Origin of the sequence: Lelliottia sp. 489, assembly GCF_050435885.1 — a bacterium.
GTDB classification, from domain to species: Bacteria; Pseudomonadota; Gammaproteobacteria; order Enterobacterales; family Enterobacteriaceae; genus Enterobacter; species Enterobacter nimipressuralis.
In genome coordinates this window covers 575,409-601,521 of sequence record NZ_JBNDLC010000002.1, presented here as the reverse complement: position 1 = coordinate 601,521, position 26,113 = coordinate 575,409, and the positions used below count along the sequence as shown (strand labels likewise).

Sequence of the window (26,113 nt, the reverse complement as noted above, 5' to 3'; positions counted from 1 at the left end):
GAGGCCGTGATGCTGCAAATTACAAACCTGTCCGCCAGCTACGGCGGGAAACCTGCGCTGGACGATATCAATCTGACGCTGGATAGCGGTGAGCTTCTGGTGGTGCTTGGGCCCTCCGGCTGCGGGAAAACCACGCTGCTCAATCTGATCGCCGGGTTTGTTCCGTATCAGCACGGCACCATTCACCTGGAAGGTAAACGTGTGGAAGGCCCCGGCGCCGAGCGCGGCGTGGTCTTTCAGAGCGAAGGGCTTCTGCCCTGGCGCAACGTGCAGGAGAACGTGGCCTTCGGTCTGCAATTAGCGGGAATCGAGCGTGCCGGGCGTCTTGAGACGGCGCGCCAGATGCTGAAAAAAGTGGGGCTGGAAGGGGCGGAAAAACGCTTTATCTGGCAGCTCTCGGGCGGACAACGTCAGCGAGTCGGTATTGCCCGTGCGCTGGCAGCCAATCCGCAACTGTTGCTGTTGGATGAGCCTTTTGGCGCGCTGGATGCTTTCACCCGCGAGCAGATGCAAACCCTGCTGCTGCGCCTGTGGCACGAAACGGGTAAGCAGGTGCTGCTGATTACGCATGATATCGAAGAGGCGGTGTTTATGGCCACCGAACTGGTGCTGCTGTCACCGGGACCGGGCCGCGTGCTGGAGCGCCTGCCGCTGGACTTTGCCCGCCGCTACGTGGCAGGGGAACCGGTGCGCAGCATCAAATCCGATCCGCACTTTATTGCTCAGCGCGAATACGTGTTGAGCCGTGTATTTGAGCAGCGGGAGGCGTTCTCATGAGCATTGTTTTTAGCGAAAAACGGGCCGGAAAACGTTTCACCCTCCGCTGGCCGTTTTCACGTCAGATCACCCTGAGCGCAGGCACCTTGCTGGTGTTGCTGGCGATATGGTGGGCGGTGGCGGCGCAGCAGTGGGTTAGCCCGCTGTTTCTGCCCCCGCCGGGTCAGGTGTTGACGAAATTGGTCTCCATCGCCGGTCCGCAAGGCTTTATGGATGCGACCTTATGGCAGCATCTTGCGGCGAGCCTGGGGCGCATTCTGGTGGCGTTGCTGGCGGCGGTGATCGTCGGTATTCCGGTGGGGATTGCGATGGGGCTAAGCCCGACCGTGCGTGGGATCCTCGATCCGCTGATTGAGCTTTATCGGCCGGTGCCGCCGCTGGCCTATCTGCCGCTGATGGTGATCTGGTTTGGTATCGGTGAGACCTCAAAGATCCTTCTGATCTATCTGGCCATTTTTGCCCCCGTCGCCATGTCGGCGCTGGCGGGGGTGAAGAGCGCCCAGCAGGTGCGGATCCGCGCGGCGCAGTCTCTGGGAGCCCGTCGCGCACAGGTGCTGTGGTTTGTGATTTTACCCGGCGCGCTGCCGGAGATTTTAACCGGCTTGCGCATTGGTTTAGGCGTGGGCTGGTCGACGCTGGTGGCGGCAGAGCTGATTGCCGCAACGCGCGGGCTTGGTTTTATGGTGCAGTCGGCAGGCGAATTTCTGGCGACGGATGTGGTGCTGGCAGGGATCGCGGTGATTGCCGTGATTGCCTTTAGTTTAGAACTGGGGCTGCGCGCGTTACAGCGTCGTCTGACGCCCTGGCATGGAGAGATACAATGAGTGAACGTCTGACCATTACCCCGCTGGGACCCTATATCGGCGCGCAGATTTCGGGCCTCGACGTGACGCGCCCCCTGAGTGATAACCAGTTTGAGCAGTTGTACCACGCGGTACTGCGCCATCAGGTGGTCTTTCTGCGCGAGCAGGCGGTGACGCCGCAGCAGCAACGCGCCCTGGCACTCCGTTTTGGCGATCTCCATATTCACCCGGTCTATCCGCACGCGGAAGGGGTGGAGGAAATTATCGTGCTGGATACCCATAACGATAATCCGCCGGATAACGACAACTGGCACACAGACGTCACGTTTATCGAAACGCCGCCCGCCGGGGCGATTCTGGCGGCCAAGCTGCTGCCGGAAACCGGAGGCGATACTTTATGGACCAGCGGGATTGCCGCCTTTGAGGCGCTGTCGGCGCCGCTGAAACAGCTGCTGAGCGGTTTGCGGGCGGAGCACGATTTCAAGAAATCGTTCCAGGAATATAAGTACCGCAAAACGGAAGAAGAGCACCAGCGCTGGCAGGAGGCGGTCGCGAAACACCCGCCGCTGCTGCATCCGGTGGTGCGCACGCATCCGGTCACGGGCAAGCAGGCGCTGTTTGTGAACGAAGGCTTTACCACCCGAATTGTGGATCTGAGCGAGAAAGAGAGCGAGGCGCTGTTAGGGTTCCTGTTTGCACATGTGACGAAGCCGGAGTTCCAGGTGCGCTGGCGCTGGCAGCAAAACGATCTGGCGATCTGGGATAACCGCGTGACGCAGCATTACGCCAATGCCGATTATCTGCCGCAGCGCAGGATAATGCAGCGGGCGACGATATTGGGCGATAAGCCGTTTTATCGCGCGTCGTAATGGTATCGGGTGGCGCAACGCTTTCCCGCCCTGCGTTTTACAGGCCGGGTAGGGGGAGGCCGCCACCCGGCAAAAGCGTTAAAGATGGGCCTCAATATACCGCTGATACCGGTTCGCCTTCAGATAGCATAAATCCACCAGCACCAGCCCATCCACACAGTTGTTGAACGCCGGATCGCTGCCGAAATCGATAAACTGCACGCCGCCTGGCTCGCACAGTTCGGAATACTGTTTGTAGAGCGGGGGAATACCGCAGCCCAGATTCCCGAGCAGCGACTTGAGCTTTGTTAAATCCTCGACGTAATTCACGCCACCAAACTGCGCCAGTACATCAGGCAATGATGCCGGGTAGGGCTGGCGGGAGGCGGCAAGCGGGTGACTGGCCGGGAACCACAGACGGTAAAACGCCACCAGCAGATCCCGCGCGGCAGGAGGCAGCCCACCGGAGATGGACACCGGGCCGAACAGATAGCGATATTGCGGGTAACGCGCCAGATAAGCGCCAATCCCTGACCACAGGTAGTCCAGTCCACGGCGGCCCCAGTAGCGCGGCTGAATAAAGCTGCGGCCAAGCTCGATGCCGTGCTCCAGCACGTCCCGCATTTTGTCGTCGTAGTGAAACAGGCTGTAGCTGTACAGACCCTCCAGCCCGCGATGCGCAAGCTGTTTTGCGGTGGGGATAAAGCGGTAGGCGCCGACAATTTCCAGCTCTTCGTCATCCCACAGGATCAGATGCAGATAATCATCGTCGTAGCTGTCGGTGTCGCGACGCTTACCGCTGCCCTCGTCCACGGCGCGAAAAGCGATCTCACGTAAACGCCCCAGTTCGCGCAGCAGGGGCGCATCTTCTTGTCCGTTGCGTTGCCAGAGATAAATCCCTTTGCCATCGGCGGTTTTACCGAGGCATTCAGCCAGCGCCAGCTCGCGTTTTAACGTGGCCCGCTCTTCCGGGCGGGCGATAGCGCACTGGGTTTTGAACCTCCCCGGCAATCCCTTGCCAAGACGCATCACGTGCTGGCGGCATTGCTCGGCCATGTCACGGGGTGAAAGGGTTGAACTGAACCAGTGGCTCCAGGCAATCTGCTGGCCGATTTTTATCGGTAAGGTGCTGTGGCGGCGGCGGAACATCTGCTGCATTAACAGCAGCAGCGAAAATGTCGGTGAGACCAGCGTGGAGGCATAAAACAGCAAACTGTTATGTGCCTGAATATGAACGGGCAGCAGCGGCGCGCGCAGTTTGCTGGCCAGTTTGATGAAGCCAGAATGCCACTTTTTATCGCGGATACCCTTGCGGGTCGGGCGTGAGACTTCGCCTGCCGGGAAAAAGATCAGCACGCCTGCGTTTTGCAGGTGGTTTTCCATCTGCACTAGCGACGATTTCGCCGTTTTGCCACCCATGTTGTCCACCGGGATAAACAGCGAGCTGAGGGGGGCGAGGTGCGTCAGCATTCGGTTGGTGACCACTTTCACATCGCGACGTACGCGGGAAACCGCATACAGCAGCGCCAGACCATCCAGCGTGCCGGTAGGGTGATTGGCAACAATAATCAGCGGGCCGTATTCGGGGATCTGTTCGAGGTCGCGTGCGCAGAGAGTGCAGAGAATATCCAGATGTTCCAGAATCTGCTCCACCATATCCAGCCCTTTCAGGTGGCGGTGTCGGGCGGCGAACTGCTGGAACTCGTCTTCGTAGAACAGCTTTTTTAACAGGCTTTTTTGCCAGGGGGCGGGCTTCGCCTGAGGCCAGAGATCGTCAAGAACGCTATCGAGACTGAACATGATGGTTTCTCCTGTCGTCTTGCCGAGACAGTAGAAGCACCCGATGTCGTTTGTATGGCAGTTTGATGAAGTTTCGTAGGGACAGGAACAGGCCGGGCAGGGCGAAGCCGCCACCCGGCACATGGGCGAATTAACGCAGGATTTTCTTCTCGGCCAGATCCAGCGCGAAGTAGCTGAAGATCAGATCCGCACCCGCGCGTTTGATCGCGCCCAGGCTTTCGAGGATCACTTTCTCTTCATCGATCGCGCCCGCTTGCGCGGCAAATTTGATCATCGCGTATTCGCCGCTCACCTGGTAGGCACCCAGCGGCAGCTCGGTACGCTCGCGGATGTCGCGCAGGATATCCAGGTAAGCCCCGGCGGGTTTGACCATCAGGCAATCGGCACCCTGGGCTTCGTCCAGCAGGGACTCGCGGATCGCTTCGCGGCGGTTGAGTGGGTTCATCTGATAGGTTTTGCGATCGCCCTTCAGCGCAGTGCCAGCCGCTTCGCGGAATGGGCCGTAGAACGATGAGGCGAATTTGGTGGAGTAGGACATGATCGCGGTATCGGTGAATCCAGCCGCGTCCAGCGCCTGGCGAATCGCCTGCACCTGACCGTCCATTGCCGCTGAAGGCGCAATGAAATCCGCGCCGGCTGCGGCAGCAACGACGGCCTGTTTGCCGAGGTTAATCAGGGTGGCATCGTTATCCACACCGTGATCGCACAGCACACCGCAGTGGCCGTGAGAGGTGTATTCGCAGAAACAGGTGTCGGACATGACGATCATTTCCGGCACGGCCTCTTTGCAGATACGTGACATGCGCGCCACAAGACCGTTTTCCTTCAGCGCATCGCTGCCGGTGGCGTCCGTGTGGTGCGAGATCCCGAAGGTCATCACCGAGCGGATGCCCGCGTTGGCAATGCGCTCAATTTCACGCGCCAGGTGTTTCTCCGGAATGCGCATAACGCCCGGCATGGCGTCGATGGCTTTGTAGTCATCGATCTCTTCTTCAACAAAAATCGGCAACACCAGATCGTTCAAACTGAGTGTTGTCTCTTCAAACATAGCGCGCAGCGCGGGGGATTTGCGCAGGCGACGGGGACGTGCAATTAAATCGGTCATGGGATGCCTGATGTCTGTAGAACAATAGCGCATATTGTACCTGAAATGACCGTTCGCTGTTTTACGAAAGTGGTGGTTTTGTTAGAAAAGCGGTGAGAAGTGCAGGGAAAAATGTTGCCAGCAGAGCAAGGGCATCCGGTTATTCTCTATTTGAAAGTAAACTCAGCAAAGCCTTTAATTTATTCATGATATTTCTTAGTGCTGTCATTCCTATTTTCCTGACATATTTCATTGGGCGTAAATATATTAATTAATATGGGTGAAAATGCGTGTAATTCATTGTGTTTATGACGTTTTGATAATTTCTTATTTATATCTGCAGAACTCTTTTTGTTATTTGTCTGGATACGGACTTAATGGAATCATTCATTGAACCTTTTTGAAGTGAGGTCGCATAATTCCCACCGCACGATATTTAGTTGCACTTGTGTTTTTACGGACAAACTTGCTTACGTCCCTGAGGAGGGATTGACTCAATGCAAACATGGAAAAAGAAACTCGCCGTATCTCAAATTGCATTAGCCTGCACGCTGGCTATCGCTTCTCAGGCTAATGCTAAGGACATTTCCGGTACAACATATAATACCTTCGGCTATGACAACACGGTCTCTACCCCCTGGTTTGATGGGTATGCAGACTGGGGATATTCAGACGCCAGCCACGATGGCGATATTTATCCGGTCATCAATAAATCCACCGTGAATGGCGTTATTTCCACGTACTATCTGGACGATGGTGTGGGTGGTCGTGCCAATGCGCTGAGCATTTCAAACAGCACCATCAATGGAATGATCACCTCTGAGTGCAAGTCTGACACCTGCGCAGAGGGATTAGATGCGGACGGTACGATACATTCTCAGTACGATCGTTTCAGCCTGACGGTAGATAATTCCACCATCAATGATACCTATGAGCATTATGCTTATGACGTTGTGAATGGTGATAAAACCGAAACCCATTATCTCGATACCTATGCCTCGGGTAATGCCATTACGCTGGACACTGAATCCGATATCGTTATCCAGAATAACTCCCACGTTGCGGGTATTACCCTGACTCAGGGTTATCAGCAGGTTGATAATACGCCTTATGATGACGTTGAAGGTGTAGCCAATAGCAACCATGTCTTTACGGATACGCTGGTGGTCAAAGATTCCGTACTGACTTCCGGTGCTTACAGCGATCTGGGGACCAACGGTTTTTATGGCCAAAGTGCGAAGCCGAGTGACTATGGCGAAACCAATGCCACAGCGGCGGACGATGCAGCGCTGATCGTTGCATCAAGCGGTGCAGACAACGCCATGCAGACTACCGCGACGTTTGATCACTCCACCGTTACAGGCGACATCCTGTTCTCCAGCACCTTCGATAACAACTTCTTCGAAAACGGCGATCCGGCGACGGATACGACAGACGATGGCGTCTATAACCCAACCACCAACGGCTGGGATGGCACCGATAAACTGGATGTGACCTTAACCAACGGCAGTAAGTGGGTCGGGGCAGCACAGTCCAGCGTTGAAGCTATCGGTACTGCACAGATGTACGGTCTGGGTTATACCGGCGTTGACTGGACCACGCTGTCACCAAATAGCATCTGGCCAGATTCTACCTTCGATACTAATTCCCATGTCGCCGGTGAAGAGGTTTATCAGAGCGGCCTGTTTAACATCACTCTGGACAATGCGTCTGAGTGGGACACGCGTAAGCTCTCCAATATCGACACGCTGGCGGTGAAAAACCAGTCACAGGTCAATGTTGAAAACTCTGGGCTGCTGGCTGACAGCATCACCCTCACCAACGGCTCATCACTGAATATTGGCGATAGCGGCGGCGTGGCAACAAACAGTCTCTATCTCGATAGCTACAGCCAGGCTGCGCTGACGGAAGAGACCGCTGAGCTGTATGCCAACACCATTACCGTGGATAACGGTGCGGAACTGGCGCTTGGTCTGGGTCAGGTTGATACGCACAACATGGTGCTGACGGATGGCGGTGTGCTGAACGTGGCGAGCCGTGACTACGTGTTGAATTCCGACCTGAACAACGCTCGTTACGTTACCAACGATAAGAGCAAAGCCGATTACGACTACGGCGTGGTTGCGCTGAACTCCGACGGTCACCTGGCGGTGAACGGCGAAGCCGCAGGTAACTACAAAGTGCGTATCGACAATGCGACGGGTGCAGGTTCCATTGCTGACTATAAAGGCAATGAAGTCATTCGCGTCTATGACAACAATGCAGACACACAGGCAACCTTCACCGCAGCCAACAAAGCCGATCTGGGCGCTTATACCTACCAGGCGCAGCAGCAGGGCGACAGCGTGGTGCTGCATCAGGAAGAGCTGACTGACTACGCTAACATGGCGCTCAGCATTCCTTCTGCAAACACCAATATCTGGAACCTGGAGCAGGATGCCGTGGGTAACCGTCTGACCAACAGCCGTCATGGCCTGGCAGACAAAGGCGGCGCGTGGGTGAGCTACTTCGGTGGCAACTTCGACGGCGATAACGGCGAAATCAGCTACGATCAGGATGTTAACGGCGTAATGGTCGGTCTGGACACGCAGATTGACGGCAATAACGCCAAATGGATCCTGGGTGGTGCAGCAGGCTTCGCGAAAGGCGACGTGAGCGATCATTCTGGTCAGGTTGATCAGGATAGCCAGACGGCGATGATCTACTCATCCGCGTACTTTGCTAACAACGTCTTTATTGATAGCTCACTGAGCTATACCCGCTTCAATAACGATCTCTCTGCAACCATGAGCAACGGCCAGTATGTGGACGGTAACACCACCACGGATGCCTGGGGCTTCGGTCTGAAACTGGGCTATGACTGGAAACCAAATACTTCTGGTTATGTCACGCCGTACGCCGCTGTGTCTGGGCTGTTCCAGTCTGGCGACGATTATCAGCTGAGCAACGACATGCGTATGGACGGTCAGTCCTACGACAGCATGCGTTATGAAGCAGGTATCGATGCGGGCTATACCTTCAACTACGGTGGCGAGCAGGCACTGACTCCGCACTTCACGTTGGCATACGTTTATGACGATGCAAGCAACGATGCGGATATCAACGGCGACAGCATCGACAACGGCGTGAAAGGGTCTGCTGTGCGTGTTGGCCTGGGCACTCAGTTCAGCTTCACCAAAAACTTCAGCACCTATACGGAAGCTAATTACCTCGGTGGCGGTGATGTTGACCAAAACTGGGGCGCAAACCTGGGTGTGAAATACACCTGGTAATGCCTGAATCGCGGGGAGGTTCCTCTCCCCGCGTTTTTTACTATAACGACAATAATGAAACAGCACCGATAAGTAAGGATAGCTTGAGGTCTGTATGAATCCTGATGCGAAACCCCTTTCTGAATTTAAACGGCTCGAGCAATGTCTGAAAGCCGAGAGCACACCCTTTAAAGCCTCTGCGCATAATATTATTTACCATGAATGCTTCGATAAAGAACAACATACCTTTGTCATACAGACGGGAATAGTGGCAATCCATCGTCGGCCCGACGATCTTCTCCTCGGAATAGTGACGACCCCTTTCATTCTTGGCCTCACGGCGGGAATGATGGAACATCAGCAGGAATATACGATGGTGGCACACTCATCCTGCAGCGGTTTTTATCTTCCGGCCGCCACTGCCCGTCAACTTATTCAGCAATCTCATCTTTGGCATGACGCATTTTGCTGGCTGTCATGGATAAACCGAATATTAGAAAAGCGGGATATGCAGCTGGTCGGAAATAACTCCTACAGCCAGATTCGTGCCATGCTACTGGATATGGCGGAATGGGATGAAACACTGCGTTCTAAAATTGGTGTGATGAATCATATTCAGCGCAGTACGCGTATTTCGCGTTCCGTTGTGGCGGAGGTGTTGTCGGCTTTACGCCAGGGTAATTATATTAATATGAACCGGGGCAAACTGGTTAGCATAAACCGTTTGCCCGCGGAATATTAATTCGATCAGGATGCGGGAACAACCTGGGCTTTATTTCCGCTCAGTTCGGCCACCAGATTATTGATCCCATCACTCATATTGATAAACCGGGTATTTGGCGAGCGGGTGACCACCACGAACGCACCGACATTTGACTGCGGAATCATCGCCATATAGGTGATGAATCCGCCGCCGCCGCCCGTTTTTTGAATAATACCCGGACGTCCATCTTTTGGAGCCATATAGACCCAGCCCATGCCCAGCGCATCGGCTTTGCCCGGGACATCCATCCCAATCACGCGATGAAGCTGATTGCGTTTATAAATCAGGGTCTGCATGCGATCGGCCTGATTGCTGCGGGCGTAGAAATCGGACGAGAGGAACTGCTGCATCCAGCGCATCATATCCCCGGGCGTGGAGTAAACTCCGCCGCTGCCAATCGCTGCCAGGGTGTTATTACACGGGCTTGCCCCTTTCTCCGCCACCATCAGGCGCTTGCACTGATCGGGAGACGGCGTAAAGGTGGTGTCTTTCATCCCTAAGGGCCGTGTGATCTGCTCTTCAAACAGCTGGGTATAAGGTTTTCCCGATGCCGTCGCCAGCGCATCGGCCAGCAGATCGAACGCCAGATTCGAATAGGCGGCCTGAGCACCAGGCGCGGATTTCAGCGTGGCGTTTGTCAGGTAGGTCCAGCGCTGTTCGCGCGTCGGCCAGACGAAAACAGGGCGATGCGCCGCGCCGCCGGGCTGTTCACGCGGCAGGGCGCTGGTGTGCGTCGCCAGATTCACCAGCGTAATCGATGTCCCTTGATAAGAAGGCACGCGCGACCCAGGTGGTGCGTATTTGCTTAAGGGATCGTTGAGTTTGACCACGCCCTGATCGAGCAGCTTCACCAGCATTTCGCTGGTCATTAGCTTGGTCAAAGAGGCAATGCGAATGACCGAATCAAGCTGTGGACGGACATTGCTGCCAGGACGCGTTTCACCAAAACTGCGAAACACACGCTGATTGCCATCAATCACGACCAGCGCCATACCCGTTGCGCCACTGCCGTAATAAATAAGATTGGCGTAGCGGTCCGCGATATCAGAAGCGAAAACAGGTGCCGTCAGCGGCTGGGCAGCCTGGACAGACGTTAGGCTCACCGCACACAGCGCGGCGAAGGAAAGCAGACAACGTTTCAACGAAAAGCATCCATGAAGTGAATGAAAGAAGTAATGCGTATTTATACTACTAAACGGCGCGGTGCAAAGGGCCGAATTGCATAACGATAGCGGGAAAAACGTAACCACGGGTAAATAAGAACAATTTCGTTGCAATCAGTCTCCTGTTTTGTGACATCGGGCTTATCATAGGGGCTGGTATGACTCAATTCTTCGGAGACGGTGATGGCTGAAAAACGTGTGGTGATGGTGGTCGATATGCAGCAGGGCGTGTTTGCGACGCCTCGTATTCAACGCGAACAATGCGTTTCGCGAATCAATCAGCTTACACACGCCGCCGATACGGTGATATTTATTCAGCACATCGAAGCGGGTGGACTGGAGGAGGGGAGCGAAGGTTTTGCGTTGCTGCCTGAACTGCATCAGCCAGCGGGGGCGTTTTATGTCACTAAAACCGCCTGCGATGCGTTCTATCGCACTCAGCTCGAAGCATTGTTAACAGAACACGGTATTCAACAGTTTGTCATCTGCGGGTGTGCAACCGACTACTGTGTGGACACCACCCTCAAAAATGGCGTAAGCCGCGGCTATCACATCACGGTGGCGGAAGATGCGCATACCACCGCACATCGCCCGGCGGCCGAGGCGCAGGTGCTGATTAAGCACTATAACGAGGTCTGGGGCACCCTTAGCGCACCGGGTAATGCGCCCACCGTGAAACTCACCGAAACAATTCTTGCCGGGTGGCAGGCGAACTAACCTATAAACCACAGGTCTATTTTTTCTGCACGCGCCGGTGAGCGGCGCGTGGCGGGTTTTTCGTGTGGTATTTTGTTGAACACAGCAACGCCATAACAACAAGAAGGAAGCACCATGTTTAAGTCTTTTTTCCCAAAGCCGGGACCCTTTTTTCTCTCGGCGTTTATTTGGGCGCTGATCGCCGTCATTTTCTGGCAGGCGGGCGGCGGTGCGTGGATTGAGCGCATAACCGGCGCAACGGGCGATGTGCCTATCAGCGCGGCGCGCTTCTGGTCCCTCAGCTATCTGCTGTTTTACGCCTACTATGCGCTGTGCGTAGGGCTGTTTGCCCTGTTCTGGTTCAGCTATGCGCCGCATCGCTGGCAGTATTGGTCGATTCTCGGCACAGCGCTAATCATCTTTGTTACCTGGTTTTTGGTGGAGGTCGGCGTTGCGGTCAACGCCTGGTATGCGCCGTTTTACGATCTGATTCAGACCGCGCTCAGTTCCCCGCACAAGGTCACCATCAATCAGTTCTATCATGAAGTCGGGATTTTCCTCGGCATCGCGCTAATCGCCGTCATTATCGGTGTCATGAATAACTTCTTCGTCAGCCACTACGTCTTTCGCTGGCGTACCGCGATGAACGAACACTATATGGCGCACTGGCAGCAGCTGCGTCATATTGAGGGTGCCGCGCAGCGTGTGCAGGAAGATACGATGCGTTTCGCCTCCACGCTGGAAGATATGGGCGTGAGCTTTATCAACGCCATTATGACCCTCATCGCGTTTCTGCCGGTGCTCGTCAAGCTCTCCGCGCACGTTCCGGAGCTGCCGATTGTCGGCCATCTGCCTTATGGCCTGGTGATTGCTGCCATCGTCTGGTCGCTGATGGGGACAGGGCTGCTGGCGGCGGTGGGGATAAAACTGCCGGGGCTGGAGTTCAAAAACCAGCGCGTGGAAGCTGCCTACCGTAAAGAGCTGGTCTACGGGGAAGATGACCCCGAACGCGCCTCACCGCCGACCGTTCGCGAGCTGTTTGGCGCGGTGCGTCGCAACTACTTCCGCCTCTATTTCCACTACATGTATTTCAACATCGCCCGCATCTTATATTTGCAGGTTGATAGCGTTTTCGGTTTGTTCCTGCTGTTCCCGTCGATTGTCGCAGGTACGATTACGCTCGGTCTGATGACACAGATCAACAACGTTTTCGGTCAGGTTCGCGGTTCTTTCCAGTATTTGATTGCTTCATGGACTACGCTGGTTGAGCTGATGTCGATCTATAAGCGTCTGCGCAGTTTCGAACGCGAGCTGGACGACCAGAACTTGCAGGAAGTGACCAACACATTAGGTTAAAACAGGGAGTTGCTATGCCATTTGCCGTACGACGCGCGTTACCCTTATCACTGCTGGCCGCTCTCGTGCTGGCCGGATGCGCCGACAAAGGTGCCGCGCCGCTGAAAAAGGGTGAAAAGCCTGTTGATGTGGCAAGCGTGGTGCGTCAGAAGATGCCCGCCAGCGTCAAGGATCGCGACGACTGGGCAATCGTGCTGGCGAAAACCTTCGACAGCCAGAAGATTGCCCCGACCGAGGAGAATATCTGCTCGGTGCTGGCGGTGGCGCAGCAAGAGTCCATGTACCAGTCCGATCCGGCGGTGCCTGGGCTTAACAAAATTGCCTGGAAGGAGATAGACCGCCGGGCAGAAAAAATGCACATCCCGGTGTTCCTCGTCCACACGGCGCTCAAAATCACCTCGCCTAACGGCAAAAGCTACAGCGAGCGGCTGGATACGGTTAAAACCGAGAAACAGCTGAGCGCCATTTTCGATGATTTTATCGATATGGTGCCGATGGGGCAGAAGCTGTTTGGCTCGCTGAATCCGGTGCACACGGGCGGCCCGATGCAGGTCAGCATCGACTTTGCCGAGAAACATACCCGCGGCTATCCGTGGGAAATCGACGGCACGGTGCGCCAGGAGGTGTTTTCGCTGCGCGGAGGGCTGTGGTTCGGCACTTACCATCTCCTGAATTATCCCGCCAACTACAGTGCGCCGCTGTATCGTTTTGCTGATTTCAACGCGGGCTGGTATGCCAGCCGTAACGCCGCTTTCCAGAATGCGGTAAACCGCGCGACGGGGGCGAAGCTGGCACTGGATGGCGATCTGATTGCTTACGGCAGCAGCGAAGCGGGTACTACCGAGCAGGCGGTGCGCAAACTGGCGATCAAACTGGACATGAGCAATAGCGAGATCCGCCGTCAGCTGGAGAAAGGGGACAGCCTGGCATTTGAGAAAACGGAACTTTATCAGCAGGTGTTTAAGCTGGCGGAGCAGAAGAGTGGCAACGCGTTGCCGAGGGAAGTCTTGCCGGGCATTCAGCTTGAAAGCCCGAAGATCACGCGCAATCTCACCACGGCGTGGTTCGCGAAACGCGTCGACGATCGTCGGGCTCGCTGTATGTCACTGAACTAAACGTCAGTGATGACGGCGCCAGCGCAGCACCAGGGCTATCACACCAAGGATGGCACAGCCTGCGAGGAACGGAATCAATCCAAAGATGGTGCTGACACCAAAACCAATTTCGACATGCGGTCGGCCTGTGTCCTGGACCTGCATCAGGTGTTCATAAACGCCCGGTGCATGCACCAGCATATTCAGAAGCTGTGACCCCGCCCAGAAACAGAACAGCACAAACAGGGCATAGGCGATGTTGCCGGACGTGGAGGTTCTCGGTTTTTTGCCACCAAAAATCGGCTTCGCCAGTGTAAAGTCTGCCATAAAAACCTCCCCCTATTTCATTCTGGCAATGTGCCAGTCATACAAGGTGAGTCTGACAGGTCATAGCATTTGTCAATATCAGAATCGTGGTAATTTGGGCCAGGGAATGCTCCTGGTTTAGCAATTTATGTCTTACATCACATTTTGCTGACTTAAGTTAAATTGCGACGCATTTAAGATTTTCCGCATCCGCCACAGACCGCATGAGAAAACTGTGAGAGGATATCTTTTTATTCTGCCGGAGTTGCCATGAAGCTGTCTGCCAAACTACGCCGTGACTGGCATTATTACGCCTTTGCGATTGGCCTGATTTTTATTCTTAACGGTGTCGTTGGGCTGCTGGGATTTGAAGCGAAAGGCTGGCAAACCTATGCGGTAGGGCTGGTGACCTGGGTGATCAGTTTCTGGCTGGCAGGCTTTATAATCCGCCGTCGACCTGAAGAGCCGACGACGGAAACGGTCGAGAGCGCCGAAAAAGCGGATTAACCGTTTACGGAGCTTTTCAGGGCGCTGTCAGCGGCATGACGCTCCAGCGCCAGTTCGATCAGACGGGTGATCAAGTCCGGATAACTGATACCGCTCGCCTGCCACAGTTTCGGGTACATGCTGATATTGGTAAACCCTGGCAGCGTATTGATTTCATTGATGATCACGTCATTCTCTGCCGTGAGGAACACGTCAACGCGCGCCATTCCGCCGCAGCCGAGTGCCTGATAGGCTTCAATCGCGATCGCGCGGATCTTGTCATTGATTTCCGGATCCAGCACCGCCGGGACCACTACCTGCGCCCCTTTATCATCGATGTATTTGGTGTCGTAGGAGTAGAAATCACTGTTCAGCACCACTTCGCCACAGGTGCTGGCTTGCGGGAAATCATTACCCAGTACCGCGCACTCGATCTCGCGGCCTTTAATCCCTTGCTCAACCACCACTTTGTGGTCAAATTCAAACGCCAGACGCACGGCTTCGGTGAACTGCGCTTCGCTGGTCACTTTGCTGACGCCAACGGAAGAGCCCTGGTTCGCCGGTTTTACGAAGAGCGGCAGGCCGAGCTGATAAGTGATTTGGGCAAAGGTGTAGTGCTGGCGATTGGCGCGCGTGAGCGTCACAAACGGCGCGATGTTCAGCCCGGCGTCACGCAGCAGGCGTTTGGTCACGTCTTTATCCATGCAAGCCGCAGAGCCAAGGACATCGGAGCCGACGAACGGCAGGTTCGCCATACGCAACATTCCTTGCAGGGAACCGTCTTCGCCCAGGGTGCCGTGTACAATCGGGAAAACCACGTCAATCTGCGACAGCGCTTGCGCATTCCCCGCGTTAATCAGCTGGCCCTGCACGACGCCTGGGACGGTGGCAACGCTGATCTCTGATGGATTCAGCGCGATATGCGCCGGATCGTCTGCGTTCAGCAGATACTGACTGGCATCGTTTACGTGCCACTGGCCCTGCTTATCAATACCCAGCAGTACGACATCAAAACGGCTCTTATCAATCGCATCAACGATATTTTTGGCCGACTGCAGCGACACTTCGTGTTCTGCCGATTTTCCCCCAAAAACAATTCCTACCCGCTGCTTCGCCATCTTCACTTTCTTCCAGTCTGACTCATCAAAGGCCATAACATACCACGATGTTCTGTGGGTTTCGCCGCCTTCTGCCATAATGTTTTGAGCTATTCACGAGGAGGGATTGTGCGAGGGAAAAGTGTGCTGGTCTGTCTGATTGTGGTGGGCGCGGCGGTGATGGGCTATCGCTGGCTGCCGTCGTATTACAACCCGTTTACTCCGCTTTCGCTCGACGATCCGCCGGGGAAAATCAGCCAGTTCAAGCTGCGTCGCCTGACGCCCGAAGCCTGTGTCAGTCTGCTGGAGCAGGCCAATCAAAAACAGCTCATCCAGACCCAGGCGCTGGCGGACAGTGCCGGAGAGTGCCCGCTCAACGGCGTCGTGCGGGTGCGCAGTTTCGGCCCGGTCTCCCTGAGCAGCAGCTTTATCGCCAGTTGCCCGCTGGCCCTGAGTTCCGCGCTGTTTATCCATCAAAAGGCCCGGCCGCTCACTCAGACGATGATGGGCAGCCCGTTGACGCGCGTGGAGCATCTCGGCAGCTTTGCCTGTCGCAATATCTATAACCGGCCTGATGCGCGTCGCAGCGAACATGCCAGCGCCGAAGCGCTCGATATCAGCGCGTTTCAGCTGGCAGACGGCGAGCGGGTGACGGTGCTGCGCGGCTGGCGCAACGACAAAACACAGCCCTGGCTGCGCGCGCTGCTGAGCGCCAGCTGTGATTACTACGGTAACGGGCTTGGGCCGGAGTACAACGCGGCGCACGCCAACCATTTTCACCTCGGAATGCGCGGTTTTGGTCTCTGCCGTTAAAGCATAATTCACCACCAAAAAGTGGATGATTTGTGACTTGTTTCACAAATATGATGACTGGGGAGATAAAACACCAAAGTTGTCGCTGCCGCACCTCTGGCGCTACGTGATGTGATGCAACTTGCTAATCTGTCGGCGAATTCGCCTAAAAATGAAGAGTTTGCCTGTTATGGAATCCTGGAAAGTCAACCTTATATCGGTCTGGTTTGGCTGTTTTTTCACCGGTCTTGCGATCAGCCAGATTTTGCCCTTCCTGCCGCTGTATGTCTCCCAGCTCGGCGTGTCGTCCCACGAAGCGCTGTCGATGTGGTCGGGTCTGACTTTCAGTATTACTTTCCTGGTTTCCGCCATTGTCTCGCCCATGTGGGGCAGCCTTGCGGATCGTAAAGGGCGCAAGCTGATGCTCCTGCGCGCCTCGCTGGGGATGGCGATCGCGATCCTGCTGCAGGCCTATGCCACTAACGTCTGGCAGCTCTTTCTCCTGCGCGGACTGATGGGGCTGACGTCCGGTTATATTCCTAACGCGATGGCGCTGGTGGCGTCGCAGGTTCCGCGCGAGCGCAGCGGCTGGGCGATCAGCACACTCTCGACCGCGCAAATCAGCGGCGTCATTGGCGGTCCGCTGATGGGCGGTTTTCTGGCTGACCACGTCGGCTTGCGCGCGGTGTTTTTCATCACCGCGATGCTGCTGATGGTGAGTTTTCTGGTGACCTTGTTCCTCATTAAAGAGGGCGTGCGCCCGACGGTCAGCAAAGCCGATCGCCTGAGCGGTAAAGCGGTTTTTGCCACGCTGCCATACCCCGGCCTGATGATCAGCCTCTTTGTGACAACGCTGGTGATTCAGCTCTGCAACGGTTCCATCGGCCCGATTCTGGCGCTGTTTATCAAATCCATGGCGCCGGACAGCAACAATATTGCGTTCCTGAGCGGCATGATCGCCGCCGTGCCAGGCGTTTCCGCGCTGATCTCTGCCCCACGGCTGGGTAAGCTCGGGGATCGTATCGGTACGGCGCGGATATTAATGGCGACCCTGATTATCGCCGTGGTGCTGTTTTTCGCGATGTCCTTTGTCACCTCGCCGTTCCAGCTCGGCGTGCTGCGCTTCCTGCTCGGGTTTGCCGATGGGGCGATGCTGCCTGCGGTACAAACCCTGCTGGTGAAATACTCAAGCGATCAGGTCACCGGACGTATCTTTGGTTATAACCAGTCATTTATGTATCTGGGGAATGTCGCAGGCCCGTTAATGGGCGCGACCGTTTCCGCGATGGCCGGATTCCGCTGGGTATTTGCCGCTACGGCAGTGGTGGTGTTACTGAACGTTATCCAGCTCGCGATAGCATTACGCCGTCGCCGTCAGAAAATGGCAAATTTCGCGAAGTAAAGAAGATATATTATGTATTAACCCACAACAGGCGCTGTTATCAAAAATAATGGCGCCTGCATTCTACTATTTTGCTGCCACGCAATCAGTTTTTATAATAGCAAAACGTTTCGCTGACGATAAATCATCGTTATTTGCGACATAGCGTGTTTTTTCATAAAGATAATACTTTTCGCCTCTTTGCAATAATCAACCGTAATGATACCGTCAGCAAAAACCTGATAAGGAAATAGCACGATGAAAAATCTCATTGCAGAGTTGCTGGTTAAGCTTGCCCAAAAGGAAGAAGAGTCAAAAGAACTGGTTGCCCAGGTTGAAGCGTTAGAAATCGTCGTCACGGCCCTTTTACGGCAAATGGCGCAGACCGATCAGCAGGCGCTGATCCGAAGTATTGAGGGCGCGCTGGAGGATGCCAGGCCCGACTCTCAAGTGCCGATTCAGGATAGCGAAATGCTACAGCAATACGTAAAAAAGCTGTTGCGGCATCCTCGTAGTTAATCTGTCACAGAATCTAAAAACCTGTCATAGCATTGTCATAAGTTGTGCCTATAGTCGCTCTGTTTATTTTTATGTATTTGTACATGGAGAAATAAAGTGAAACAGAGCGCACTTTTCATCGCATTACTGCCTTTATTATTTACCCCTGCCATTTATGCCGACACCACGAATACCCAGGTGCTGGATAATCGCGCGGCTCAGGGAGATATCACGCAGCCGGGCGGCGCACGCCGTCTGTCAGAAGATCAAACCGAAGCGCTGCGTGCATCGCTAAATGATAAACCGGCTAAAAATATTATTTTGCTGATTGGTGATGGGATGGGCGATTCCGAAATCACCGCCGCGCGAAATTATGCCGAAGGGGCGGGTGGCTTTTTTAAAGGTATTGACGCATTGCCGTTGACCGGACAATACACCCACTACGCGCTGGATAAAAAAACCGGTAAGCCTGATTACGTGACCGACTCGGCGGCCTCCGCCACGGCGTGGACCACGGGCGTGAAAACCTATAACGGCGCGCTGGGCGTCGATATTCACGAAAAAGATCACCAGACCATTCTGGAGATGGCGAAGGCGGCTGGCCTTGCGACAGGTAACGTCTCAACGGCTGAACTGCAGGATGCAACGCCTGCGGCGCTGGTGGCGCATGTGACGTCGCGTAAATGCTACGGCCCGTCCGTGACCAGCGAAAAATGCCCGACCAATGCGCTGGAAAAGGGCGGCAAAGGCTCTATTACCGAACAACTGCTGAATGCCCGCGCCGATGTGACGCTGGGCGGCGGGGCGAAAACGTTCGCGGAAACCGCGACGGCCGGGGAGTGGCAGGGCAAAACCCTGCGTGAACAGGCGCAGGCGCGTGGTTATCAGCTGGTGAGCGATGCCGCTTCTCTGGCGGCAATCACCGAAGCGGGCCAGGACAAGCCGCTGCTCGGCCTGTTCTCGGACGGCAACATGCCGGTGCGCTGGGAAGGGCCAAAAGCCTCTTACCACGGCAACATCGACAAACCGGCGGTGACCTGCACGCCAAACCCGAAACGCGATGACAGCGTTCCGACGCTTGCGCAGATGACCGACAAAGCCATCACTTTGCTGAGCAAGGGCGAGAAGGGCTTCTTCCTGCAGGTTGAAGGCGCGTCGATTGATAAACAGGATCATGCGGCAAATCCGTGCGGTCAGATTGGCGAAACCGTCGATCTTGATGAAGCCGTGCAGAAAGCGCTGGCGTTCGCGAAGAAAGATGGCAACACCCTCGTGGTAGTGACCGCTGACCATGCGCACGCCAGCCAGATCGTGGCACCTGATACCAAAGCGCCAGGCCTGACTCAGGCGCTGAACACCAAAGACGGTGCGGTAATGGTGATGAGCTATGGCAACTCCGAAGGCGATTCCATGGAACATACCGGCACACAGCTGCGCATCGCGGCGTATGGCCCGCACGCGGCAAATGTGGTCGGGCTGACGGATCAAACGGATCTGTTCTACACCATGAAAGCCGCTCTTGGCCTGAAATAAAGCGATCACCCGGCGGAAATCCCCTTCCGTCGGGTGGTATTTTTCCCGCCACGAACCAGACTTACTGTGAACCTTCACAAAAGGATGGTGTTATGAAACTGACTCTTACTGTAACCCTGCTCTCTTCTCTGCTCCTGATGTCTGGGGCGTCCGCCGCCGAAAAAACGCTCACTCCGCAGCAGCAACGGATGACTACCTGTAATCAACAGGCGACAGCCCAGACGCTGAAAGGCGATGCGCGTAAAACGTACATGAGCGATTGCCTGAAAAACAGTTCGTCGAAACCGGGCGAAAAGAGCCTCACGCCGCAGCAGCAAAAGATGCGCGAATGTAACGGCCTGGCGACGCAGCAATCTCTGAAAGGGGAAGACCGCAGTAAATTTATGAGCGCCTGCCTGAAGAAATCCGCGTAGTCCTAACGGGTGAGCGGTGCCAGCGGCTCACCCGAAATTTCATACTTTCCCCACAACACCCGTCTCTATAATTTGGGAAATGTTTCAGAATGTTCCCAAAAATTATGAATGACGATAACTTTTACAATAAAGACGTCACGCGAGAAGAGTGGCCCCAGAACCTTTCTCAGGATGACCACCATCGTTCCGGAATCCGATTTGCCCGGCGGGTAAGACTGCCGCGGATGTTCGGGTTAGCGGCGATGTTTTTCCCTGTCGCAGGCGCGCTGGTCGCCCAGTCTCCGCCTGGCCTCTGGTGGCTGGTGCTGGTGGGCTGGGCGTTTGTCTGGCCACATCTCGCCTGGCAGCTGGCTTACCGCGCCGCCGATCCGCGAGCCAGCGAGATAAAGAACCTGAAAGTCGATGCCATTATGGCGGGAATTTGGATGGGGCTGATGGGGCTGAATGTACTTCCCACGGCGGCACTGACAATAATGATAGGCATGAATCTGATGGGGGCAGGGGGCGTTAAATTGTTCACTGCTGGTGCAACCATGACGATTATTGCGGCCCTGATCACCCTGAAACTCACCGGCGTCTCCCCCACCTTTACCCTCTCTTCGCAGGAACTCTGGCTGGCGCTGCCGGCGATGGTTCTCTACCCGATCTACTTTGCCTGGGTCAGCTATCAGACCGCCATCCGTCTGGCAGAGCACAAGCGCCGCCTGGAGCTGATGAGCACCCGTGACGGTATGACCGGCGTGTTTAACCGACGTCACTGGGAAATTTTATTGCGCAATGAATACGACACCTGTCGGCGCAGCCATCGCGAGGCGGCGATCCTGATCATCGATATTGATCATTTCAAGAGTATTAACGATACCTGGGGGCATGATGTGGGCGATGAGGCGATCATTGCCGTCACCCGACAGCTGCAACTAGCGCTGCGCGCCGGGGATCTTATCGGGCGCTTCGGTGGTGACGAATTTGCGGTGATCATGAGCGGCACGCCAGCGGAGAGTGCCATTGCGGCCATGTCGCGTGTCCATGAGCGGCTGGCAACCTTAACGCTACCCTGCGCGCCGCAGGTACGACTGCGGATAAGCGTTGGCGTGGCAACGTTAACGCCTGAATTTGGCCATTATCGCGAGTGGTTAAAAGCCGCCGATGTGGCGCTCTACAAAGCGAAAAATGCCGGACGCAACCGCACCGAAGTGGCAGCCTGACGCCCGGCTCGCGTCATCAGGATTTGCTGAGACTCTCTGATTTTTCCATGCACTTATTCATCGCTTCAATCACCGCCGAGCGGAATCCGCGCTCTTCGAGAACGCGCACGGCTTCAATGGTGGTGCCGCCCGGAGAACAAACCATGTCTTTCAGTTCGCCTGGATGTTTACCCGTTTCCAGCACCATTTTGGCGGAGCCCATTACCGCCTGCGCGGCAAATTTGTAAGCCTGCGCGCGCGGCATCCCGCCGAGCACGGCGGCATCGGCCATCGCTTCAATAAACATGAACACATACGCAGGCGCGGAACCGCTGACGCCCACCACCGGATGGATCATCGATTCGGCAATCACTTCTGCTTCGCCAAAGCAGCGGAAAATGTTCAGCACATCGGCCACGTCTTCTGCTGTTACCAGCGCGTTAGGCGTCACGGAGGTCATTCCCGCATTGACCAGCGACGGCGTGTTCGGCATCGCGCGGACAATTTTTCGGTCGTGGCCCAGGGCGCGTGCCAGCTGATCGAGGGTCACGCCTGCCGCAATGGAGACCACCAGAGTGTCTTTGTTCAGGCTGGAGGTGATGTCGCTCAGCACTTTAATCATGATGTTAGGTTTAACGGCGCCAAAGACGATGTCGGCAATCTGTGCGACATCCTGTGCGCTTTCGGCGGCATTAATGCCGTATTCATCATGCAGCGCGGCAACTTTATCCGGTGACGGGGTATAGACCCAAATCTGCCCTGGCAATACCTGACCGCTGGCAATCAGACCGCCGAGAATGGCTTTTCCCATATTGCCGCAGCCGATAAAACCGATTTTTTTGTCCATCACGTCTCTCCGTTATTATCCGTTGTGAGTTCTGATTTATAGCTTAACAACGAAAAGCAGGCGACAATAGCCACCAATGTCATCCAGGGGAGAAAGTATGGCGATTTGGGTGGATGCGGATGCGTGTCCGAATGTCATTAAAGAGATTTTATTCCGCGCGGCTGAGCGCGTGCAGATGCCGCTAACGCTGGTGGCAAACCAGAATCTGCGTATTCCGCCGTCGAAATTTATCCGTTCAATGCGCGTTCCGGCCGGGTTTGACGTGGCAGATAACGAAATTGTGCGCCTGTGCAGCCCTGAGGATTTGGTGATTACTGCCGATATTCCTCTGGCGGCTGAGGTGCTGGAGAAAGGTGCAGCGGCGCTGAATCCGCGCGGTGAACGCTACTCACCGGCGACGATCCGCCAAAAGCTGACCATGCGTGATTTTATGGATACCCTGCGGGCCAGCGGTGTGCAGACCGGTGGGCCAGATTCGCTCTCGCAGCGTGACCGCCAGCAGTTCGCCGCGGAGCTGGATAAATGGCTGCTGGAAGTGAAGCGCCGTACTGCGTAATGATAAGCATTGCTGTTTTGTGATATAGTGTGGCAACCGCAGGGTTGTCATTGCCTGGTACTTTACAGTAAAGTTGACGTACCCGCTCATGCAATAATTTCTTTACAGAGAACAAGCGTTAAAAGCACGCCAGACGCTCTCTGTCATACAAACATAATCTTGTTGTAATCCTATTTTTACAGTTACCTTGCGTACTAGTTTAATGGTATTATTGCTCGTTTTTCGACATTACACACCGCAACCATGCGGTATCAAGGGGAACACCTGGCTATGACCCAACCCATCTTTTTAGTTGGCCCCCGTGGCTGCGGCAAAACGACCGTCGGCCTTGAACTGGCGCGTGTCAGTCAGAGCCAGTTTGTCGATACCGATCACTGGCTGCAAACTCAGGCCCGCCAGACCATTGCCGAGATTGTCGAAAAAGAAGGCTGGGAAAGTTTCCGCGCGCGTGAAAGCGACACGCTGGAAGCGGTAACCGCACCGTCTACCATCATTGCTACCGGCGGCGGCATTATCCTCGCAGAGCGTAATCGCCAGTTTATGCGCGAGAAAGGGATTGTGATTTACCTGTGCGCGCCCGTGTCTACGCTGGTGGAGCGCCTGGAAGCATTCCCGGAAGAGGGGCAACGCCCGACGCTGACCGGGAAACCAATCAGCGAAGAGGTGAGCGAGATCCTCGCCGAACGCGACGCCCTGTATCGCGAAGCGGCGCACCACGTGATCGACGCCGCACAGTCGCCGGAACAGGTCGTAAATCAGATTGTTACCGCCCTGCGTTTGGCTTGCGCCAGCTAGCAGGCGTCTATACTCATAGTTTAGCCGTTAAAAAAGGATGAACTATGCCAACCAGACCGCCATACCCACGTGAAGCGCGCATTGTCACTATTGAAAAAGGCACCGGTGCCCAAACCGTGACCTGGTATCAACTGCGTGCGGACCACCCAAAGCCGGACTCCCTGATCAGCGAACATGAAACTGAGCAGGAAGCGCTGGATGCCAAGCGCCGCTACGAAGATCCTGAAAAGTCCTGATACAAATCTGAAATCGATAACAACCGTGCCTGAATCACACTTTTAACTCAGCGTGAATGTTAAGTGGGGGTTAATATTTAGTTATTACAGTGAGATTCAGACCGGGCGTTGGATCTTTACATTTCGGTGTAGGGATATGCTGCTACGCTTTTGACCTGTTTAAGCTGAAACAAGAACCGCGCAGCGTATTGAGCTTGTGCCTGTATTATCGCAATGGTAGTGAAGAAAGGCGAAAACGATGAAGGCAACATTGGCGATCCTCACCATCGGGGTGGTCCCTGTCAGCGAAGTGTTACCGCTCTTAACTGAGCATGTCTCCGAACAGCAAATCACCCATCTTAGCCTGCTCGGCAAGATGAGTCGGGAAGAGGTCATGGAAGACTACGCACCTGCAGATAATGAGGTGACCCTGCCGACATTGTTAAGCGACGGTAAACTCGCGCATGTTTCACATCACAAAATCGAGCGTGCTTTACAGGGCGTGATCGAAGTGCTCGATAATCAAGGATATGACGTCATCCTGTTAATGAGCACTGCCCCGATTTCGGGTCTTATGGCACGAAACGCTATCCTCCTTGAACCGATGCGGATTATTCCTCCGCTGGTGGCCTCGATTGTCGACGGGCATCAGGTCGGGGTAATCGTGCCGATTGCAGAGCTGCTGGAGAACCAGATAGCGAAGTGGAAAGTCCTGCAAAAACCGCCGCTGTTTGCGCTGGCAAATCCGATCTGGGATAGCGAAGCCAAACTGATATCAGCAGGACGTGAACTGCTGGAGCAGGGCGCTGACGTTTTGATGCTCGATTGTCTCGGTTTTCATCAGCGACATCGTGATTTGTTGCAAAAAGCCCTCGATGTACCGGTGCTGCTCTCGAACGTTCTGGTAACCCGTCTGGCGTCTGAATTACTGGCCTGATGATTTTGCGTGACAGGCACGGAGGATGGCCCCTATAGTGGATTTTTATCCAAAGACATAAGGGCCAGTTCATGCTTTCGAGTAACGAATACTTTTCCGGTAAAGTGAAATCCATTGGTTTTACCAGCAGCAGTACTGGCCGTGCCAGTGTGGGCGTTATGGCTGAAGGGGAATATACCTTTGGTACCGCAGAGCCTGAAGAGATGACGGTGATTAGCGGCGCGCTGAACGTGCTGTTGCCTGGCGAAACCGAATGGAAGGCGTACACCGCCGGAGAAGTCTTCAACGTCCCTGGCCACAGCGAGTTCAACCTGCAGGTTGCAGAGCCAACCTCTTATCTGTGCCGTTATCTGAAATAAAAAAAGGCCGGGTAGCGTTGACGCTGACCCGGCCTGCTTCTCTGATTTGAGAATTTAGCGCTGCGCTTCGCCGCCTAAACCTTCCACCAGATTCTGAATCAATGCCGCCAGCTCACCCGTCATCAGGATGAAGTCCGCATCAAAACGCTGGGCGAAATCTTCACGATCGATATCTTCGTTTTGATCGCGCAACTCATCGCAGAACTTCAGACGCTTAATCGAGCCATCGTCGCACATCACGAACTGAATGCGCTGCTGCCAGTCGAGTGCCAGCTTGGTCACCAGTTTGCCGGCTTCGATATGGACTGCGATTTCGTCGCAGACCAGATCCTGCTTCTTCGCGCGGATCACACCGCCATCTTCGAGGATCGCTTTTAGCTCGGCTTCGTCCAGCAGCTGGAAACCTTGCGCCGCGCTGCCGCTGCGAACCCATTCGGTGAGGGTCAGTTCAATCGGATTTTCCATCGCCAGCGGAACCACCGGCAGCGAGCCCAGGCTCTTACGCAGCAGAGCCAGCGTATCTTCTGCTTTCTTGGCGCTGGCGCAGTCCACCATGATCAGACCGTTCACGGTGTCGATCCACATCATGGTCTGGCTGAATCGACTAAAGGCGCGAGGCAGCAGAGAGTGCAGCACTTCATCCTTCAGGGAATCTTTTTCCGTTTTTTTCAGCTTGCGGCCCTGTTCAGCCTCCAGCTTGAAGATCTTCGCTTCCAGCGCCTGCTTCACCACCGGTGACGGCAGGATTTTCTGTTCCTGACGCGCGCAAAGAATGATTTGACCATTGGTTGTCGAGTGGGTCAGCGCATCGCTTTGAGAACCCATCGGAGAAACCCAACCGGTTTTTGCCATATCCTGGCTACCGCATGGGGTAAAGGTGTAAGCGGCTAACTGTTTTTCCATCTCTTCCGCACGCAGCGAAACGTCGCGGCTGAGACGGTAAACCATCAAATTTTTGAACCACAGCATGATAATTTCCACGGCCTTGTCGTTAAATCAGCGGGCATGATAACGAATTGTGGCAGTGCTTGCATTGCTAATCGGGTAGCCTGCTTCTACTCTGTTGATAATCAAAATAA

At 55.0% G+C, this 26,113-nt stretch carries 27 protein-coding genes; 20 read left to right on the top strand and 7 right to left on the bottom strand.

The window, feature by feature from the left end; all coding sequences use genetic code 11:
• Positions 1-9 precede the first annotated feature (9 nt).
• Genes tauB through tauD form a run of 3 tightly spaced genes read left to right on the top strand, consistent with a single transcriptional unit; the run spans position 10 to position 2,449 of the window.
• Positions 10-777 (top strand): taurine ABC transporter ATP-binding subunit, encoded by a 768-nt coding sequence (gene tauB, locus ABIE11_RS10850; protein WP_100777471.1) that lies wholly within the window; start codon positions 10-12, stop codon positions 775-777.
• Entirely contained in the window at positions 774-1,601 is an 828-nt protein-coding gene (tauC, locus tag ABIE11_RS10845; protein WP_409256164.1) for a taurine ABC transporter permease TauC, read from the top strand. Before tauB ends, tauC begins: the two co-directional genes overlap by 4 nt.
• Positions 1,598-2,449: a taurine dioxygenase gene (gene tauD, locus ABIE11_RS10840; RefSeq protein WP_100777469.1), complete on the top strand. Its 852-nt coding sequence runs from the start codon at positions 1,598-1,600 to the stop codon at positions 2,447-2,449. The genes tauC and tauD overlap by 4 nt, the downstream gene beginning before the upstream one ends.
• A gap of 78 nt (positions 2,450-2,527) precedes the next feature.
• On the opposite strand, the gene ABIE11_RS10835 is transcribed toward tauD, so the two are convergent.
• Together ABIE11_RS10835 and hemB are read right to left on the bottom strand one after the other, a co-directional pair.
• Entirely contained in the window at positions 2,528-4,228 is a 1,701-nt protein-coding gene (locus ABIE11_RS10835) for a lysophospholipid acyltransferase family protein (protein ID WP_429184480.1), read from the bottom strand.
• 130 nt (positions 4,229-4,358) lie between these two features.
• Positions 4,359-5,333 carry a porphobilinogen synthase gene (hemB, locus tag ABIE11_RS10830; RefSeq protein ID WP_100777467.1) on the bottom strand — a complete coding sequence of 325 codons (975 nt, stop codon included), beginning with the start codon at positions 5,331-5,333 and terminating at the stop codon, positions 4,359-4,361.
• Positions 5,334-5,809: 476 nt separating this feature from the next.
• Between hemB and ABIE11_RS10825 the strand changes: the two genes are divergently transcribed.
• Entirely contained in the window at positions 5,810-8,584 is a 2,775-nt protein-coding gene (locus tag ABIE11_RS10825) for an autotransporter outer membrane beta-barrel domain-containing protein (RefSeq protein WP_429184479.1), read from the top strand.
• Between the two features lie 94 nt (positions 8,585-8,678).
• The gene (locus ABIE11_RS10820; protein ID WP_102104334.1) at positions 8,679-9,305 is read left to right on the top strand and encodes a helix-turn-helix domain-containing protein; all 627 of its coding nucleotides are present in this window, start codon (positions 8,679-8,681) and stop codon (positions 9,303-9,305) included.
• Between the two features lie 5 nt (positions 9,306-9,310).
• Here the strand turns inward: ABIE11_RS10820 and ampH are convergent, their stop codons facing one another.
• Entirely contained in the window at positions 9,311-10,468 is a 1,158-nt protein-coding gene (ampH, locus tag ABIE11_RS10815; protein ID WP_429184478.1) for a D-alanyl-D-alanine-carboxypeptidase/endopeptidase AmpH, read from the bottom strand.
• 204 nt (positions 10,469-10,672) lie between these two features.
• On the opposite strand from ampH, the gene ABIE11_RS10810 reads away from it, so the two are divergent.
• The 3 genes from ABIE11_RS10810 to ABIE11_RS10800 all read left to right on the top strand — a co-directional run bounded on the left by ABIE11_RS10810 (position 10,673) and on the right by ABIE11_RS10800 (position 13,656).
• On the top strand, positions 10,673-11,206 hold the full coding sequence (locus tag ABIE11_RS10810; protein ID WP_100777463.1) for an isochorismatase family protein: 534 nt from the start codon (positions 10,673-10,675) through the stop codon (positions 11,204-11,206).
• Positions 11,207-11,320: 114 nt separating this feature from the next.
• Complete coding sequence (gene sbmA / locus ABIE11_RS10805) at positions 11,321-12,541, top strand: peptide antibiotic transporter SbmA (RefSeq protein ID WP_371974578.1); 1,221 nt, start codon at positions 11,321-11,323, stop codon at positions 12,539-12,541.
• Between the two features lie 14 nt (positions 12,542-12,555).
• On the top strand, positions 12,556-13,656 hold the full coding sequence (locus ABIE11_RS10800) for a DUF1615 domain-containing protein (protein ID WP_429184477.1): 1,101 nt from the start codon (positions 12,556-12,558) through the stop codon (positions 13,654-13,656).
• 3 nt (positions 13,657-13,659) lie between these two features.
• Here ABIE11_RS10800 and ABIE11_RS10795 read toward each other — a convergent pair whose 3' ends face one another.
• On the bottom strand, positions 13,660-13,962 hold the full coding sequence (locus tag ABIE11_RS10795) for a DUF2755 family protein (protein ID WP_429184476.1): 303 nt from the start codon (positions 13,960-13,962) through the stop codon (positions 13,660-13,662).
• A gap of 249 nt (positions 13,963-14,211) precedes the next feature.
• Here ABIE11_RS10795 and ABIE11_RS10790 point away from each other — a divergent pair, with 249 nt between their 5' ends.
• A complete protein-coding gene (locus tag ABIE11_RS10790; protein ID WP_102104328.1) occupies positions 14,212-14,448 on the top strand; it encodes a DUF2754 domain-containing protein in 237 nt (78 codons plus the stop codon).
• Here ABIE11_RS10790 and ddlA read toward each other — a convergent pair.
• On the bottom strand, positions 14,445-15,545 hold the full coding sequence (ddlA, locus tag ABIE11_RS10785) for a D-alanine--D-alanine ligase (protein WP_429184516.1): 1,101 nt from the start codon (positions 15,543-15,545) through the stop codon (positions 14,445-14,447). The genes ABIE11_RS10790 and ddlA overlap by 4 nt on opposite strands.
• Positions 15,546-15,653: 108 nt before the next feature.
• Here ddlA and ABIE11_RS10780 point away from each other — a divergent pair, with 108 nt between their 5' ends.
• The 6 genes from ABIE11_RS10780 (at position 15,654) to adrA (ending at position 21,346) form a co-directional block, all read left to right on the top strand.
• Positions 15,654-16,337, top strand: coding sequence for an extensin family protein (locus ABIE11_RS10780; protein ID WP_100777458.1), 684 nt, complete (start codon positions 15,654-15,656; stop codon positions 16,335-16,337).
• A 169-nt stretch (positions 16,338-16,506) separates the two neighbouring features.
• Positions 16,507-17,718 carry a multidrug efflux MFS transporter gene (locus tag ABIE11_RS10775; protein WP_429184475.1) on the top strand — a complete coding sequence of 404 codons (1,212 nt, stop codon included), beginning with the start codon at positions 16,507-16,509 and terminating at the stop codon, positions 17,716-17,718.
• 237 nt (positions 17,719-17,955) lie between these two features.
• Positions 17,956-18,216, top strand: coding sequence for an anti-adapter protein IraP (iraP, locus tag ABIE11_RS10770; RefSeq protein ID WP_100777456.1), 261 nt, complete (start codon positions 17,956-17,958; stop codon positions 18,214-18,216).
• 96 nt (positions 18,217-18,312) lie between these two features.
• A complete protein-coding gene (gene phoA / locus ABIE11_RS10765) occupies positions 18,313-19,728 on the top strand; it encodes an alkaline phosphatase (protein WP_123429401.1) in 1,416 nt (471 codons plus the stop codon).
• A 92-nt stretch (positions 19,729-19,820) separates the two neighbouring features.
• On the top strand, positions 19,821-20,141 hold the full coding sequence (psiF, locus tag ABIE11_RS10760; RefSeq protein ID WP_420171787.1) for a phosphate starvation-inducible protein PsiF: 321 nt from the start codon (positions 19,821-19,823) through the stop codon (positions 20,139-20,141).
• Between the two features lie 89 nt (positions 20,142-20,230).
• On the top strand, positions 20,231-21,346 hold the full coding sequence (adrA, locus tag ABIE11_RS10755) for a diguanylate cyclase AdrA (RefSeq protein WP_123429399.1): 1,116 nt from the start codon (positions 20,231-20,233) through the stop codon (positions 21,344-21,346).
• A 16-nt stretch (positions 21,347-21,362) separates the two neighbouring features.
• Here the strand turns inward: adrA and proC are convergent, their stop codons facing one another.
• Positions 21,363-22,172 carry a pyrroline-5-carboxylate reductase gene (proC, locus tag ABIE11_RS10750; RefSeq protein WP_102104322.1) on the bottom strand — a complete coding sequence of 270 codons (810 nt, stop codon included), beginning with the start codon at positions 22,170-22,172 and terminating at the stop codon, positions 21,363-21,365.
• 97 nt (positions 22,173-22,269) lie between these two features.
• On the opposite strand from proC, the gene ABIE11_RS10745 reads away from it, so the two are divergent.
• The 5 genes from ABIE11_RS10745 (at position 22,270) to ppnP (ending at position 25,034) form a co-directional block, all read left to right on the top strand.
• Positions 22,270-22,728 (top strand): YaiI/YqxD family protein, encoded by a 459-nt coding sequence (locus tag ABIE11_RS10745; RefSeq protein WP_100777451.1) that lies wholly within the window; start codon positions 22,270-22,272, stop codon positions 22,726-22,728.
• 270 nt (positions 22,729-22,998) lie between these two features.
• Positions 22,999-23,523, top strand: a complete 525-nt coding sequence (gene aroL / locus ABIE11_RS10740) for a shikimate kinase AroL (RefSeq protein ID WP_102104321.1) — start codon at positions 22,999-23,001, stop codon at positions 23,521-23,523.
• 44 nt (positions 23,524-23,567) lie between these two features.
• Positions 23,568-23,759, top strand: coding sequence for a protein YaiA (gene yaiA, locus ABIE11_RS10735; protein WP_100777449.1), 192 nt, complete (start codon positions 23,568-23,570; stop codon positions 23,757-23,759).
• Between the two features lie 238 nt (positions 23,760-23,997).
• Positions 23,998-24,675: an AroM family protein gene (locus ABIE11_RS10730; RefSeq protein ID WP_100777448.1), complete on the top strand. Its 678-nt coding sequence runs from the start codon at positions 23,998-24,000 to the stop codon at positions 24,673-24,675.
• 71 nt (positions 24,676-24,746) lie between these two features.
• Complete coding sequence (gene ppnP / locus ABIE11_RS10725) at positions 24,747-25,034, top strand: pyrimidine/purine nucleoside phosphorylase (RefSeq protein WP_100777447.1); 288 nt, start codon at positions 24,747-24,749, stop codon at positions 25,032-25,034.
• Between the two features lie 54 nt (positions 25,035-25,088).
• Here ppnP and rdgC read toward each other — a convergent pair whose 3' ends face one another.
• Positions 25,089-26,003 carry a recombination-associated protein RdgC gene (gene rdgC / locus ABIE11_RS10720; protein WP_100777446.1) on the bottom strand — a complete coding sequence of 305 codons (915 nt, stop codon included), beginning with the start codon at positions 26,001-26,003 and terminating at the stop codon, positions 25,089-25,091.
• Positions 26,004-26,113 lie beyond the last annotated feature (110 nt).